The sequence below is a fragment of the Crossiella sp. CA198 genome (assembly GCF_052078295.1).
In the GTDB taxonomy this organism is placed as follows: domain Bacteria; phylum Actinomycetota; class Actinomycetes; order Mycobacteriales; family Pseudonocardiaceae; genus Crossiella.
Genome location: NZ_JBQJIM010000062.1, coordinates 1 through 14472, shown reverse-complemented (window position 1 = coordinate 14472; position 14472 = coordinate 1). Strand labels below are relative to the sequence as shown.

The window sequence follows — 14472 nt, the reverse complement described above, 5'->3', positions numbered from 1 at the left end:
GCCCGTTGCGGTTGGGAGGCTAGGGCCAAGCAGGTTGCAGGCCGCTTGCCCAGGATGCGGTGTGTCCTCTCCAGGCTGACGGGGATGGGGAACCGCTCGGGGAAGGTTTTCGAAAAGCCACCCCCGCTGCCTGTGCGGGCTTCGCCCGTCCGCGGTGCCCATCACCGCCCGGCCGCCCGGCTTCGGGCTTCGCCCGGCTGCCCGTAACAGCCAACCCGGCGTACGACATCGGCCAACTCGCCGTCCATAACGGCCAACGCACCGTCCATAACGGCCAACTCGGCGTACGAGAACGGCCAACACTCTGGGTGGGGGTGGGTGGGTGAACCGGTTTCCTCGGGGGCACGTGTTATCCGTGACGGCGAAGGGAGTTTTCGTGCGGCATGGTGTGGACACCGGGTTGCTCCGGCAGGGGGCGCACAGTCCGTCCTACTTCGCGTTGCAGCGGGGGATGGGTGGGCGGGAATTGGTGGACTTCTGCATTCCCTGCAACCCGTACTTCCCGACGCCCCGCATGTTCGACGAGCTGGCCGAGAACCTGGAGCGGATCCTCAAGTTCTATCCCAGTGACGCGGCCACCATCACCGGTCAGCTCTGCAAGGTGCTCGGGCTCAATCCGGCGACGGTGGCGATGGCCAACGGATCCACCGAGCTGATCACCTGGATCGACCGGCTGCTGATCCGGGAGAGCATCGCGGTGCCCATCCCGACCTTCGGGCGGTGGACCGACCAGCCCCTGGAAACGGGCAAGCGGGTGGACATGTTCCTGCTGCACGAGGCGGACAAGTTCGCCCTGGACGTGGACGCCTACCTGCGCTTCATCGCCGCCCGCGGTTCTCGGGTCGCGGTGCTGTGCAACCCCAACAACCCCGACGGGGGCTACCTGCCCAAGCGAGAGGTGATCCGGTTCCTGGACGAGCTGGCGCATCTGGACCTGATCATCGTGGATGAGTCCTTCATCGACTTCGTCGAGGTGGAGAAGGACGCCTCGGTGGCCATGGAGGCGATGATCCGGCCCAACGTGGTGGTGCTGAAGAGCCTGGGCAAGAACTTCGGGCTGCACGGCATCCGGTTCGGCTACCTCATCGCCAACCCGGCGCTGGTCCGGCGGATCGGTGGCGCGCTGCCGATGTGCAACCTCAACTCGCTGGCCGAGGCGGTCATCTTCATGCTCGCCGAGCACCAGGAGGAGTACCGGGACAGTCTGCGGTTGCTCGCGCGGGACCGGTTCCTGATGACCGCCTCGCTCGGACGGTTCCCCGAGTTGACCATCTTCTCATCGCAGGCCAACTTCCTGCTGGTCAAGCTGCCCAGTGGGGTGCATGGCGCGGAACTGCGCGACTACCTGCTGGCCAAACACGGGGTCTTCGTCAGGGAGTGTGGCAACAAGCTGGGGATGACCAGCGACTTCCTCCGGCTGGTGGTGCGGCCGGAGTCCGATGTGGACCGGCTGGTGGAGGGGCTGCGTGGGTTCGCCCGCGCCCGCACCGGGGAACTGCCGTCCGAACCGCGGATCCCGGCCCCTGCCCCGTCCCGGGCCGAACCGCGTACCCGGCCCACCGGCGAGGTCGTGGTGGACCTGGACGCGCCGACGATCGCCGGTCCGCGGCCACCCCGGGGCCGCTCGCGTTCCGCCTAGCTACAGCGCGCTGCCCTCATAGCGTTTGGCGATCCGCGGAAAGTGAGTCCGGAGCTGTTCGAGGCCGCCGGTCACCCGGAGCCCGGCCGGGGTCTCGAACAGCTCCGGCGATTCCAGGGTGGTGGCCAGGCCGGGTGCGCCGCGTTCGGTCAGCAGCTCGCCGGCCAGGGTGCTCAGCGCGCCCGCGGCGTCCAGGTCCTCCGGGTCGTCGGGGCACAGGCACGCCAGCTCGTCGGGGTCGGCGATCACCCGGTCGAAGTCGGTGCGGCCGTGCAGGATCAGCCAGTTGCGGGCCGCGGTGAACTCCTGATCGGACAGTCCACCCCGGACCAGGTCGAAGGCCGCCCACAGGTCCCAGCGGTAGGCCCGCCGGTGGGCGCGCACCAGCTCCCGGTGGAACCCGGTCAGCCCGTCGGCGCGCAGGCCGGTCAGCCGCCCGCGCAGCCCGGCCAGCCGAGCCTCCACTGTGCCCGCGGGGACCGCGATCACCGTCCAGAACTCCAGCACGTGCCCGCCTTTCCGCACCCGCCTCCCACCGCACGGTACGTCCGGGCACGTCCTACCCGCAGCAATCGCAACACAACTGGCAGCCTCCGGCCACAAAAATGCGCACCGAATCGCAAATTTGCGCTACCAGCAGAGTCTTTGCGTGCTGAGCCGGGCCAGCTGCTGCGCCGCGGACAGCTTGTTCGGCAGCGCGGCGATCAGTCCGGGCAGGATCTCCCGGCATCGGGCCACGTCATCGGCCCCCTGCGCGCCGTCGCCGAGCGCGCGCCGGGCCACCGAGGCCACCCAGTCCACCTCCACGCCCAGGTCCCCGGCCGCGTCCACCGCGGTCAGCGGTTCCGGGAAATCGCCGTGGTTGCGCCGGTAACCGTCGATGACCGCCCGCGCGGTGGCCTCCACCATCCCTTGTGGCCGGTTCCAGCCGGCCAGGGACAGCGCGCAGCCCGCCAGTTCCTCCCTGGGCACCCTGGCGCAGGCCAGATCCCAGTCGACCAGCACCGGGCCGTCCACGGCGAGCAGGATGTTCTTGGCCCGCAGGTCCGCGTGCCCGATCACCTCGGGCAGGCCGCGCGGGGCCTCCACCGTGACCAGGCGGTAGATCTCCTTGACCGTGGCGGACAACCCGGCCAGATCCTCGGTCCACGGCGCGTGCGCGACCTTGGCCTGTTCCACCAGTAACGGCCACAATTCTGCCTGTTCGCCGGAACCGGCTGGGAACGCCCAGCGGGGCTGTGGCGCCATGGTCAGCCGGTGCAGTTCGGCCATGGTCTCCCCGGCCCAGTGACCCACCTCCGGCCGCACCGGCTGGGCGGTCGGCTCGGCCACCACCCACCGGTGCACGCGCACCGTCGCCGCAGGTCCACCGGCCACCGGCACCTCGGTCACCACATCGCCGCCGGGCGCGATCACCGGTTCCGGCATCCGCACGCCCGCCGACCAGGCGGCCCGCTCGAACCGCCAGGCGGCGCGCAGCCAGGGCAGCCACTCGGGAGAGTCGAGCCGGTTCATCTCCTTGACGGCATAGGACCCGAGTTCGGTGTCCAGTCGCCACATCCGGTGGCTGTGACCACCGGGAACGGGTGTCAACGGCCCCAGTGGACGACCGAGGTCGAACACGGCCGCGACTGCACCAGCCTCCAACCCGCTCATGGCGAACCTCCTTCGACGTGCCTGAACTAACTAGCATGACCTTGCGAGGGTGTGCATAATTATTCGTATGACGGTTCGGGTAGCGGTCGCCGGTGCCAGCGGCTACGCGGGCGGAGAAATCCTCCGTCTGTTGCTCGCACACCCCCAGGTCGAGATCGGCGCACTGACTGCCAGCAGTAGTGCGGGTACCCGTTTGGGGACTCACCACCCCCACCTCGTGCCCCTTGCCGATCGGGTTCTGCTGGACACCACGCTAGAACAGCTTCGGGGCCATGACGTGGTGTTTTTGGCTCTACCGCACGGTCATTCGGCGGAGGTGGCCAACGGAGTCGACGAACGGCAGACCGTCGTCATCGACTGCGGGGCTGACTTTCGTCTCACAGATCCGACCGCTTGGCGACGGTGGTACGGCACCGAGTTTGCCGGGACCTGGCCTTATGGCCTGCCGGAGTTGCCCGGTCACCGGGAGCGACTGCAAGGCGCCACCCGCATCGCCGTCCCGGGTTGTTATCCGACCGCCGCGTCCGTCGCGCTCGCGCCGGCCTTTGTGGACGGACTGGTCAAGCCGGATGTCGTGGTGGTGGCCGCTTCCGGCACCTCCGGCGCGGGCAAGGCCCCCAAGGCGCACCTGCTCGGCTCCGAGGTGATGGGCTCGGCCAGCGCCTACGGCGTCGGCGGCGCGCACCGGCACACCCCCGAGATCAGCCAGAACCTCTCCGCCATCGCGGGGGAGACGGTCGCTGTCTCCTTCACCCCGGTGCTGGTGCCGATGGCGCGCGGCATCCTGGCCACCTGCACCGCCCCGCTGGCCGAGGGCGTGACCGCCGAGCAGGTCCGGGAAACCTACGTCAAGGCCTACGACGCCGAACCCTTCATCCACCTGCTGCCGCAGGGCCAGTGGCCGGTCACCGCGGCCACCCTCGGCGCGAACGCGGTGCACCTGCAGGTCACCGTGGACGCCGACGCCGGGCGGCTGGTCGCGGTCGCCGCGGTGGACAACCTCACCAAGGGCACCGCGGGCGCCGCGGTGCAGTGCATGAACCTCGCTCTGGGCCTGCCGGAAACCACCGGCCTGTCAACCGTGGGAGTAGCACCGTGACCTCTTCTGAGGATCTTGTCCCGGATATCTCCGCGGGCGTGACCACGCCCGCTGGATTCCGAGCCGCAGGGCTGCCCGTTGGCGTCAAAGCCAATGGCAACCCGGACCTGACCCTGGTGGTGAACGACGGGCCTGCCGATGTGGCCGCTGGCGTGTTCACCACCAACCAGGTCAAGGCAGCGCCCGTGCTCTGGTCGCAGGAAGTGCTCAAGCAGCGCCGACTGCGCGCGGTCGTGTTGAACTCCGGTGGCGCGAACGCGTGCACCGGCCCCGAGGGCTTCCAGGACAGCCACGCCACCGCGGAGAAGGTCGCCGCGGTACTCGGCGCGGGCGCGGTCGAGATCGGCGTCTGCTCCACCGGCCTGATCGGTGAGCGACTGCCCATGGACAAGATCATCCCCGGTGTGGACGCGGTGCACGCCGCGCTCGGCCGCGGCGCCGAGGCGAGCCTGGCCGCCGCGACCGCGGTGATGACCACCGACTCCAAGCCCAAGCAGGCCGCGCTGACCCACCCCGACGGCTGGAGCGTGGGCGGATTCGCCAAGGGCGCGGGCATGTGCGCGCCCGACATGGCCACCATGCTCGCGGTGCTGACCACCGACGCGGTGGTGGACGCGGACTCGCTGGACAAGGCGTTGCGCGCGGCCGTGGACGTCACCTTCAACAGCCTCGACGTCGACGGCGGCACCTCCACCAACGACACCCTGCTGCTGCTCTCCTCCGGCGCCTCCGGCAGCACGCCGGACCCGGCCGAGTTCGTCGCCGTGCTCACCGCGGTGGCCCGCAGCCTCACCCGCCAGCTCCAGCGCGACGCCGAAGGCGCGACCAAGTACGTCGAGGTCACCGTGGTCGGCGCGGTCGACGACGAGCAGGCCAAGCAGACCGCGCGGGTGGTCGCCGAGGACAACCTGGTCAAGACCGCGCTGTTCGGCTCCGACCCCAACTGGGGCCGGATCGCGATGGCCGTCGGCCGCAGCGGGATCACCATGGACCAGTCCAAGATGGACATCACCGTCAACGGGATCACGGTGTGCCGCAACGGGATGCGCGGCGACGACCGGTCACTGGCCGACCTGTCCGGCACCGACATCGACGTGCACATCAGCCTCGGCATGGGCGCGGGCCGGTCCACCGTCTACACCACGGACCTCTCCCACGACTACGTCGAAGAGAACTCGGCGTACTCCTCATGACCACCATCCCCACCGCGGTCGCCCAGGACCGCAGCGCGGCCGCCGCGGAGAAGGCCGAAGTCCTCGTTGAGGCGCTGCCCTGGCTGCAGCGCTTCCACGGCGCGCTGGTCGTGATCAAGTACGGCGGCAACGCCATGATCGACGAGACGCTGAAGAAGGCCTTCGCCGAGGACATGGTGTTCCTGCGGCTGTGCGGCCTGCGCCCGGTCGTGGTGCACGGCGGCGGCCCGCAGATCTCGGCCATGCTCAACCGGCTCGGCATCGAGGGCGAGTTCCGCGGTGGCCTGCGGGTCACCAGCCCGGAGACCATGGACGTGGTGCGCATGGTGCTCACCGGCCAGGTCAGCCGCGAGCTGGTCGGACTGATCAACGCGCACGGCCCGTACGCGGTCGGCATCTCCGGTGAGGACGCCCAGCTGTTCACCGCCGAACGCCGCGGCACCGTCATCGACGGCGAGCACGTGGACCTCGGCCTGGTCGGCGACGTGGTCTCGGTCAACCCGGACGCGGTGCTCGACATCGTGGCCGCGGGCCGGATCCCGGTGGTCTCCACGGTGGCCCCCGACGCCGACGGCGTCACGCACAACGTCAACGCGGACACCGCGGCCGCCGCGCTCGCGGTCGCCCTGGCGGCGGCCAAACTGGTCGTGCTCACCGACGTCGAGGGCCTCTACGCGCGCTGGCCGGACCGCTCCTCGCTGATCGCCCAGATCGGCGCGAACCAGCTCGAAGGCATGCTGCCGGAACTGGCCAGCGGCATGGTGCCCAAGATGGAGGCCTGTCTGCGCGCGGTGCGCGGCGGCGTCCCGGCGGCACACGTCATCGACGGCAGGCTGGCCCATTCGGTGCTGCTGGAGGTCTTCACCTCCTCCGGCATCGGCACAATGGTAGTTCCGGGGGACGAAAAGGCATGAGCCACAACGTGATCAACCATCTCGCGTCCAATGAGGACGGTCAGCGGCGCTGGCGGTCCAGCTTCATGGACAACTACGGCACCCCGGCGCTGGCCCTGGTCCGCGGCGAAGGCACGCACGTGTGGGACGCCGACGGCAAGCGCTACCTGGACCTGCTCAGCGGGATCGCGGTCAACGCGCTCGGCCACGCCCACCCGGCCATCGTGGAGGCGGTCAGCAGCCAGATCGCCACCCTGGGCCACGTCTCCAACTTCTACATGGCCGAGCCCACCCTGGAACTGGCCGAACTGCTGCTCGACCTGACCGGCATCGCCGAGCAGGGCCGGGTGCTGTTCTGCAACTCCGGCGCCGAGGCCAACGAGGCCGCGTTCAAACTCGGCCGGTTGACCGGGCGCACCAAGGTGATCTCCACCGAGGGCGGCTTCCACGGCCGCACCATGGGCGCGCTCGCCCTCACCGGCCAGCCTGCCAAGCGGGAACCGTTCGCCCCCATGCCGCCCGGCGTGGAATTCGTGCCCTACGGCGACATCGAGGCCCTGAAGTCCAGTGTGGACGATAAGACCGCCGCGGTGTTCCTGGAGCCCATCCAGGGCGAGCAGGGCGTTCGGGTGCCGCCGGAGGGCTACCTGCAGGCCGCCCGCGAGATCACCAGCAGGCACGGCGCGCTGCTGGTGCTGGACGAGGTGCAGACCGGCCTCGGCCGCACCGGCACCTGGTTCGCCTTCCAGCGGGCAGGCATCACCCCGGACGTGGTCACCCTGGCCAAGGGCCTGGGCGGCGGCCTGCCGCTGGGCGCCTGCCTGGCCTTCGGCGCGGCCGCGGACCTGCTCAAGCCCGGCCTGCACGGCACCACCTTCGGCGGCAACCCGGTCTGCTGCGCGGCAGGCCTGGCCGTGCTGCGCACCATCGCCGCCGACGGCCTGGTCGAGCACGCGGGCGCGCTCGGCAAGGAACTGGCCACCGGCATCGAGGACCTGCACCACCCGCTCATCGCCGGGGTCCGCGGCGCCGGCCTGCTGCAGGCGATCCTGCTTAACCAGCCAGTGTCGGCCGCGGTGGCCGCCGCGGCCCGCGCGGCCGGATTCCTGATCAACAACGTCCAGCCGGACGCGATCAGGCTGGCCCCGCCGCTGATCCTCACCGAAACCGACGCGCACGAGTTCGTCACCGCCCTGCCCGCCCTGCTGGACGCCGCCGCGGAGGAGACCCGATGACCCTGCGCCACTTCCTGCGTGATGACGACCTGAACCCGGACGAGCAGAAGCAACTGCTCGACCTGGCCGATCAGCTCAAGGCCGATCCGCTGGCCAACAAGGCGATGGCCGGCCCGAAGACCGCCGCGGTGATCTTCGAGAAGAACTCCACCCGCACCAGGCTCTCCTTCGAGGTGGGCATCGCCCAGCTCGGCGGGCACGCCGTGGTGGTGGACGGCCGCACCATGCAGCTGGGCCGCGAGGAGACCATCGAGGACACCTCCCGGGTGCTCTCCCGCTACGTCGACGTGGTGGTGTGGCGGACCTTCGCGCACGCCCGGATCGAGGCGATGGCCTCCCAGGCGAGCGTGCCGGTGATCAACGCGCTGACCGATGAGTTCCACCCCTGCCAGGTGCTGGCCGACCTGCAGACCATCCGCGAGCGCTTCGGCCGCCTGGCCGGGCTGACCCTGACCTACCTTGGCGACGGCGCGAACAACATGGCGCACTCGCTCATGGTCGGCGGCGCCACCGCCGGCATGCACGTGCGGATCGCCTCGCCCAACCGGTTCCACCCGCTGCCCTGGATCCTGGACTCGGCCAAGCAGCGCGCCGCCGAGACCGGCGGCTCGGTGGAGCTGATCTCCGAGGTCGACGCCGCGGTGGCCGGAGCCGAGGTGCTGGTCACCGACACCTGGACCTCGATGGGCCAGGAGAACGACGGCAAGGACCGGGTCGGCCCGTTCCGGCCGTACCAGGTCAACGACTCGCTGCTGGCCCGCACCGGCGTGGACAGCATCGTGCTGCACTGCCTGCCGGCGCACCGCGGCTGGGAGGTCACCGACGAGGTCATCGACGGCCCGGCCAGCGCGGTGTGGGACGAGGCGGAGAACCGCCTGCACGCGCAGAAGGCGCTGCTCGTGTGGCTACTGGAGCAGGCGGGCTGAGCAGATGACGCAGAGCACCGCGGCCACCAGGGTCGCCCGCCAGGCCAGGATCGCCGAACTGGTCCGCCAGCGCGCCATCCGCAGCCAGACCGAACTCGTCAAGCTCCTCGCGGTCGAGGGCATCGAGGCCACCCAGGCCACGCTGTCCCGCGACCTGGACGAGCTGGGCGCGGTCAAGCTGCGGGGCGCGGACGGTGGCGCGCCGGTGTATGTGATCCCGGAGGACGGCAGCCCCGTGCGCGCCGTCGAGGGCGGGACCTCCCGGCTGGTCAAGGTGCTCGGCGAACTGCTCGTCTCCACCGACGCCTCCGGCAACCTCGCCGTGCTGCGAACCCCGCCCGGTGCCGCGCAGTTCCTCGCCAGCGCGGTCGACCGGGCAGCCCTGAACGACGTCGTCGGCACCATCGCCGGGGACGACACGCTGCTGGTGGTGGCAAGGGAGCCGCTCACCGGCGCACAACTCGCCGCCCGGTTCACCGAGCTGGCCGGCGGCACACCTCAACCCACTGACGTCCCGACTGCCGCGCCGCAGAACTCGGGTGAGCAACAAGGAGAAAGTTCATGAGCGAGCGGGTTGTGTTGGCCTACTCCGGCGGGCTGGACACCTCGGTGGCCATCGGCTGGATCGCCGAGGAGACCGGTGCCGAGGTCGTGGCGGTCGCCGTCGACGTCGGCCAGGGCGGCGAGGACCTGGAGACCATCCGCAAGCGGGCCATCGCCTGCGGCGCGGTCGAAGCGGTCGTCGCCGACGCGCGTGATGAGTACGCGCAGCAGTACTGCCTGCCCGCGCTGCAGGCCAACGCGCTCTACCAGGACCGCTACCCGCTGGTGTCCGCGCTGTCCCGGCCGCTGATCGTCAAGCACCTGGTGGAGGCGGCCAAGTACCACGGCGCCACCACGGTCTCGCACGGCTGCACCGGCAAGGGCAACGACCAGGTGCGCTTCGAGGTCGGCATCGGCGCGCTGTCGCCGGACCTCAAGGTGATCGCCCCGGTCCGCGACTACGCCTGGACCCGGGAGAAGGCCATCGCCTGGGCCGAGGACCGCAACCTGCCGATCGACGTCAACAAGCGCTCGCCGTACTCGGTGGACCAGAACGTCTGGGGCCGCGCGGTGGAGACCGGCTTCCTCGAGGACATCTGGAACGGCCCGATCGAGGACGTCTACTCCTACACCGAGGACCCGACCGTCGCGCGGGACCCGGAAGAGCTGGTCATCACCTTCGACAAGGGTGTCCCGGTGGCCATCGACGGCGAGACCGTCACCGTGCTGCAGGCCATCCAGGAGCTGAACCGCCGGGCGGGCGCGCACGGCGTCGGCCGGATCGACATGGTGGAGAACCGCCTGGTCGGCATCAAGAGCCGCGAGGTCTACGAGGCCCCCGGCGCGATCGCGCTGATCACCGCGCACCAGGAGCTGGAGAACGTCACCCTGGAGCGCGACCTGGGCCGGTTCAAGCGCCAGGTCGAGCAGCGCTGGACCGAGCTGGTCTACGACGGCCTGTGGTTCTCCCCGCTCAAGGACGCCCTGGACAACTTCGTGGCAGGCACCCAGGAGCACGTGACCGGTGACGTCCGGGTCGTGCTGCACGGCGGTCGCGCGGTGGTCACCGGGCGGCGCAGCGAGCAGTCGCTCTACGACTTCAACCTGGCCACCTACGACGAGGGCGACAGCTTCGACCAGTCCCTGGCCAAGGGCTTCATCCAGCTGTGGGGCCTGCCCAGCAAGATCGCCGCCAAGCGGGACCTGAAGAACCAGTGGACCGGCGCATGAGTGAGCAGAACGGGGCCACCCCGCTCTGGGGTGGCCGGTTCGCCTCCGGACCCGCCGAGGCCATGGCGGCGCTGAGCGTCTCCACCCATTTCGACTGGCAGCTGGCCCGCTACGACATCGCCGGTTCCCGGGCGCACGCCCGGGTCCTGCACCGCGCGGGCCTGCTCAGTGACACCGAACTCCCGGCCATGCTGGCCGCGCTGGACACCCTGGAAGCCGACGTGGTCTCCGGCGCGTTCGGCCCGGACCCTGGCGACGAGGACGTGCACACCGCACTGGAACGGGGCCTGCTGGACCGGGCCGGGACCGACCTGGGCGGCAAACTCCGCGCAGGCCGCTCCCGCAACGACCAGATCGCCACCCTGTTCCGGATGTGGCTCCGCGACGCCGCCCGCCGCGTCGCCGCGGGCACCCTGGACGTGGTGGAAGCCCTCGCGGCGCAAGCGGCCCAGCACCCGGTGGCGGTCATGCCAGGTCGCACGCACCTGCAGCACGCCCAGCCGGTGCTGCTGGCACACCACCTGCTGGCGCACGGTCAGGCGTTGCTGCGGGATGTCTCGCGGCTGCGGGACTGGGACAAGCGGACCGCGATCTCGCCATACGGCTCAGGCGCCCTCGCGGGTTCGTCGCTGGGCCTGGACCCGGCGGCGGTCGCCTCGGACCTGGGCTTCGACGCCCCGGTGGAGAACTCCATCGACGGCGTCGCCAGCCGGGACTTCGCGGCCGAGTTCGCCTTCGTGGTCGCGATGCTGGGCGTCAACCTCTCCCGGATCGCGGAAGAGGTCATCATCTGGACGACGGCGGAATTCGGTTACGCCAAACTGGATGACGCCTGGGCCACGGGTAGCTCGATCATGCCGCAGAAGAAGAACCCGGATGTCGCGGAGCTGATGCGCGGTAAGTCCGGACGGCTGATCGGCAACCTTTCCGGATTGCTGGCCACGTTGAAGGCCCAGCCGCTGGCATACAACCGGGATCTGCAGGAGGACAAAGAGCCGCTGTTCGACTCGGTCACCCAGCTGGAGCTGTTGCTGCCGGCGATGACCGGAATGATGGCGACGCTGACCTTCGACACCGATCGGCTGGCCGCGCTGGCGCCCGCCGGGTTCACCCTGGCCACGGACATCGCGGAGTGGCTGGTCCGGCAGGGCGTGCCGTTCCGGGTCGCACACGAGGCCGCCGGCGCTTGCGTCCAGGCGGCGGAGACCTGGGGCGTGGGCCTGGAGGAGCTGTCGGACACGGAGCTGGCGGGGATCAACGCTGCTCTGACGCCCGCGGTTCGGGAGGTGCTGACCGTGGAGGGCTCGATCGCTTCGCGGGACGCGCACGGTGGGACGGCGCCGGTTCGGGTGGCGGAGCAGCACCAGCGGTTGCTGGGCGTGCTCGCCGAAGCCCGGGACTGGGCGAAGATCTGAGTTTCGCTGCTGATGGGAAGAGCGAGTGGGCTTCGGTCCGCTCGCTTTTTCTTTTAGCTCCCGCCGTCGGACTACTCTGCGGGCTCCGGGTCCCTGCGCGGGACTGCTGGCAAGCGGTCAATTTCGCGATTTGGTTTGGGGCCCCTAGGCCATGCAAGATTGGGCTGAAGGGGCAGGCGATGAAGCCTGCCCAATCGCTGGGCTAGCTTAATGCATGGCCCTCCCCCAAACAAAATCACAAAATCAACCGCGGCGGCGATGGTGAATTGTTCTCCAGCTAGCCACTCGTCTTTGTGTTCTCGCCGTGCCCGCGACTTGTCGCCGGGGTTCGTTGTCAGGGGGCTCGCCTACCATCGGGCTTGATGACCAACCTCGATCTCTCCGCCGATCCCGTCGTGACCGCGCGCCGGCTACTCGGCTGCACCCTCACCGCCAACGGCGTCACCGCACGGATCACCGAGGTCGAGGCGTACTGGGGCGCCGCGGACCCCGCCTCCCACTGCTACCGCGGCAAAACCCCGCGCAACGAGATCATGTTCGGCCCGTCCGGCCGCCTCTACGTCTACTTCGTCTACGGCATGCACTTCTGCGCCAACGTCGTCTGCCTCACCGACGGTGATCCGGGCGCCGTGCTGCTCCGCGCCGCCGAGATCACCGGCGGCCTCGACCTGGCCCGTGCCAACCGCCCCACCGCCAAGTCGGACGCCGACCTCGCCCGCGGCCCGGCCAACCTGTGCACCGCCCTGGGCATCACCCGCGGCCACAACGGCGCCGACCTGCTCACCCCCGGCTCCCCGGTCCGCCTGACCCCCGCCGCCGCGGTCCCGGACGACCTGGTCGAGGCGGGTCCCCGGGTCGGGGTCGCGGTGGGGATGGACACTCCGTGGCGGTTCTGGCTGCGGGGTGAACCGTCGGTCAGCGCATACCGGCGGGGTGGGAAGCGGCGCCAGCCCAGTTCCACGCCACGCATACCAGGGTGAACCGGTTTGACCTGGTGGGGGATGATGCTGGGGTGAGTGAGCACATCCTCGACGAGTTGTCCTGGCGCGGGTTGATCGCGCAGACCACCGATATCGACGCACTGCGGCGTGATCTGGACGCCGGCCCGCTCACCCTCTACTGCGGATTCGATCCCACCGCGCCCAGCCTGCACGCGGGCAACCTGATCCCGCTGCTCGGGCTGCGGCGGTTCCAGCGGGCCGGGCATCGGCCCATCGTGCTGGCGGGTGGGGCCACCGGGATGATCGGGGATCCGCGGGACAACGGTGAGCGGTCGCTGAACACCGAGGACACCGTGGCCGAGTGGACCGCGCGGATCCGCGGTCAGCTGGAGCGGTTCGTCGACTTCGACGACTCGCCCACCGGGGCGATCGTGGAGAACAACCTCAGCTGGACGCAGGACATGTCGGCCATCTCGTTCCTGCGGGATGTCGGCAAGCACTTCTCGGTCAACGTCATGCTCGGCCGCGAGACGGTCAAGCGCCGGCTGGAGACCGACGGCATGTCCTACACCGAGTTCAGCTACCTGCTGCTCCAGTCGCACGACTACCTCCAGCTGCACCGCAAGCACGGCTGTGCGCTGCAGATCGGCGGCGCCGACCAGTGGGGCAACATCGTCGGTGGGGTCGGGCTGGTCCGCCAAGTCGACCGGGCCGCGGTGCACGCGCTGACGTTGCCGCTGGTCACCGACTCGGAGGGGCGCAAGTTCGGCAAGTCCACCGGGGGCGGCAACGTGTGGCTCGACCCGGAGCTGACCTCGCCGTACACCTGGTACCAGTACTTCGTGAACGTCGGTGACGCCGACGCGGTCCGCTACCTGCGCATGTTCACCTTCCTCAGCAGGGACGAGGTGGCCGAGATCGAACAGGTCACCGCGGACACCCCGCACCTGCGGACCGCGCAGAAGCGGCTGGCCGAGGAGTTCACCACCCTGGTGCACGGGGCTGAGCAGACGCGGATGGTGGTCGCGGCCAGTCAGGCCCTGTTCGGCCGGGGCGACCTGCGGGAGCTGGACCTGCCGACGCTGACGGCCGCCTTGTCCTCGGCGGGGACGGCGCAGGTGAAGCTGTCCGACGCGCCGACCATCGTCGATCTGCTGGTCGCGGTGGGGCTGTCCAAGAGCAGGGGCGAGGCCCGGCGCACGGTCAACGAGGGCGGGGCCTACGTGAACAACGAGAAGGTCACCGACGAGGAGTGGCAGCCGTCCCTGGACACGCTTCTGCACGGTCGGTGGCTTGTGGTTCGACGTGGCCGCCGTCACACTGCGGGAGTCGACGTCCTGCACTAGCGTGGGATGCGCGGGCTGCGAGGCCGTGACCAGCGGTTTCGCAGCCCTGGCTCGCGTGTTCACGGGCCTGACCAGGCGATTTGACTTCAGATTCGCCCGAGCGTAACTTTCTCTCTGCCAGCGCGGAACGGCCCCAAGAAAGACCGGGGGACGGGCGCGGCGAAAAGAAAGACAGAAAAGCTTCCAGGACAATCAAGCCCCGGGACAAGCTGTCAGCGAGTAGCTGATAGGTTGTGCGGTGTGCGTGTGTTCTTTGAGAACTCAACAGTGTGCCGATGTAAGCCAGTAGAGCTTATATATTTGAAACCTCGTTTGAGGTTCCTTTGAGATCACATTGATAAAGGATTGCGTCTAGC

13 protein-coding genes are annotated in these 14472 nt (G+C 69.7%); 11 read left to right on the top strand and 2 right to left on the bottom strand.

From position 1 onward, the window contains the following. The first annotated feature begins 376 nt into the window (after positions 1–376). On the top strand, positions 377–1639 hold the full coding sequence (locus tag ACTOWY_RS44570; protein WP_441315658.1) for a pyridoxal phosphate-dependent aminotransferase: 1263 nt from the start codon (positions 377–379) through the stop codon (positions 1637–1639). Here ACTOWY_RS44570 and ACTOWY_RS44565 read toward each other — a convergent pair whose 3' ends face one another. Further along, entirely contained in the window at positions 1640–2164 is a 525-nt protein-coding gene (locus ACTOWY_RS44565; RefSeq protein ID WP_441315657.1) for a DUF4240 domain-containing protein, read from the bottom strand. It lies immediately after the preceding gene. A 105-nt stretch (positions 2165–2269) separates the two neighbouring features. Next, positions 2270–3295, bottom strand: a complete 1026-nt coding sequence (locus tag ACTOWY_RS44560; protein WP_441315656.1) for a phosphotransferase — start codon at positions 3293–3295, stop codon at positions 2270–2272. A gap of 67 nt (positions 3296–3362) precedes the next feature. On the opposite strand from ACTOWY_RS44560, the gene argC reads away from it, so the two are divergent. The 10 genes from argC (at position 3363) to tyrS (ending at position 14116) form a co-directional block, all read left to right on the top strand. Continuing rightward, on the top strand, positions 3363–4394 hold the full coding sequence (gene argC / locus ACTOWY_RS44555; RefSeq protein WP_441315655.1) for an N-acetyl-gamma-glutamyl-phosphate reductase: 1032 nt from the start codon (positions 3363–3365) through the stop codon (positions 4392–4394). Next, the gene (gene argJ / locus ACTOWY_RS44550; RefSeq protein ID WP_441315654.1) at positions 4391–5587 is read left to right on the top strand and encodes a bifunctional glutamate N-acetyltransferase/amino-acid acetyltransferase ArgJ; all 1197 of its coding nucleotides are present in this window, start codon (positions 4391–4393) and stop codon (positions 5585–5587) included. Before argC ends, argJ begins: the two co-directional genes overlap by 4 nt. Further along, a complete protein-coding gene (gene argB / locus ACTOWY_RS44545; RefSeq protein WP_441315653.1) occupies positions 5584–6501 on the top strand; it encodes an acetylglutamate kinase in 918 nt (305 codons plus the stop codon). Before argJ ends, argB begins: the two co-directional genes overlap by 4 nt. After that, entirely contained in the window at positions 6498–7715 is a 1218-nt protein-coding gene (locus ACTOWY_RS44540) for an acetylornithine transaminase (RefSeq protein ID WP_441315652.1), read from the top strand. The genes argB and ACTOWY_RS44540 overlap by 4 nt, the downstream gene beginning before the upstream one ends. Next, complete coding sequence (argF, locus tag ACTOWY_RS44535) at positions 7712–8641, top strand: ornithine carbamoyltransferase (RefSeq protein ID WP_441315651.1); 930 nt, start codon at positions 7712–7714, stop codon at positions 8639–8641. The genes ACTOWY_RS44540 and argF overlap by 4 nt, the downstream gene beginning before the upstream one ends. A 4-nt stretch (positions 8642–8645) precedes the next feature. Then, the gene (locus tag ACTOWY_RS44530) at positions 8646–9206 is read left to right on the top strand and encodes an arginine repressor (RefSeq protein ID WP_185003260.1); all 561 of its coding nucleotides are present in this window, start codon (positions 8646–8648) and stop codon (positions 9204–9206) included. Next, positions 9203–10414 (top strand): argininosuccinate synthase, encoded by a 1212-nt coding sequence (locus ACTOWY_RS44525; RefSeq protein ID WP_185003261.1) that lies wholly within the window; start codon positions 9203–9205, stop codon positions 10412–10414. Before ACTOWY_RS44530 ends, ACTOWY_RS44525 begins: the two co-directional genes overlap by 4 nt. Further along, positions 10411–11829, top strand: coding sequence for an argininosuccinate lyase (gene argH, locus ACTOWY_RS44520; RefSeq protein ID WP_441315650.1), 1419 nt, complete (start codon positions 10411–10413; stop codon positions 11827–11829). Before ACTOWY_RS44525 ends, argH begins: the two co-directional genes overlap by 4 nt. Positions 11830–12191: 362 nt before the next feature. Further along, on the top strand, positions 12192–12809 hold the full coding sequence (locus ACTOWY_RS44515) for a DNA-3-methyladenine glycosylase (protein ID WP_441315649.1): 618 nt from the start codon (positions 12192–12194) through the stop codon (positions 12807–12809). Between the two features lie 32 nt (positions 12810–12841). Next, complete coding sequence (gene tyrS / locus ACTOWY_RS44510; protein WP_441315648.1) at positions 12842–14116, top strand: tyrosine--tRNA ligase; 1275 nt, start codon at positions 12842–12844, stop codon at positions 14114–14116. The last annotated feature ends 356 nt before the right edge of the window (positions 14117–14472 follow it).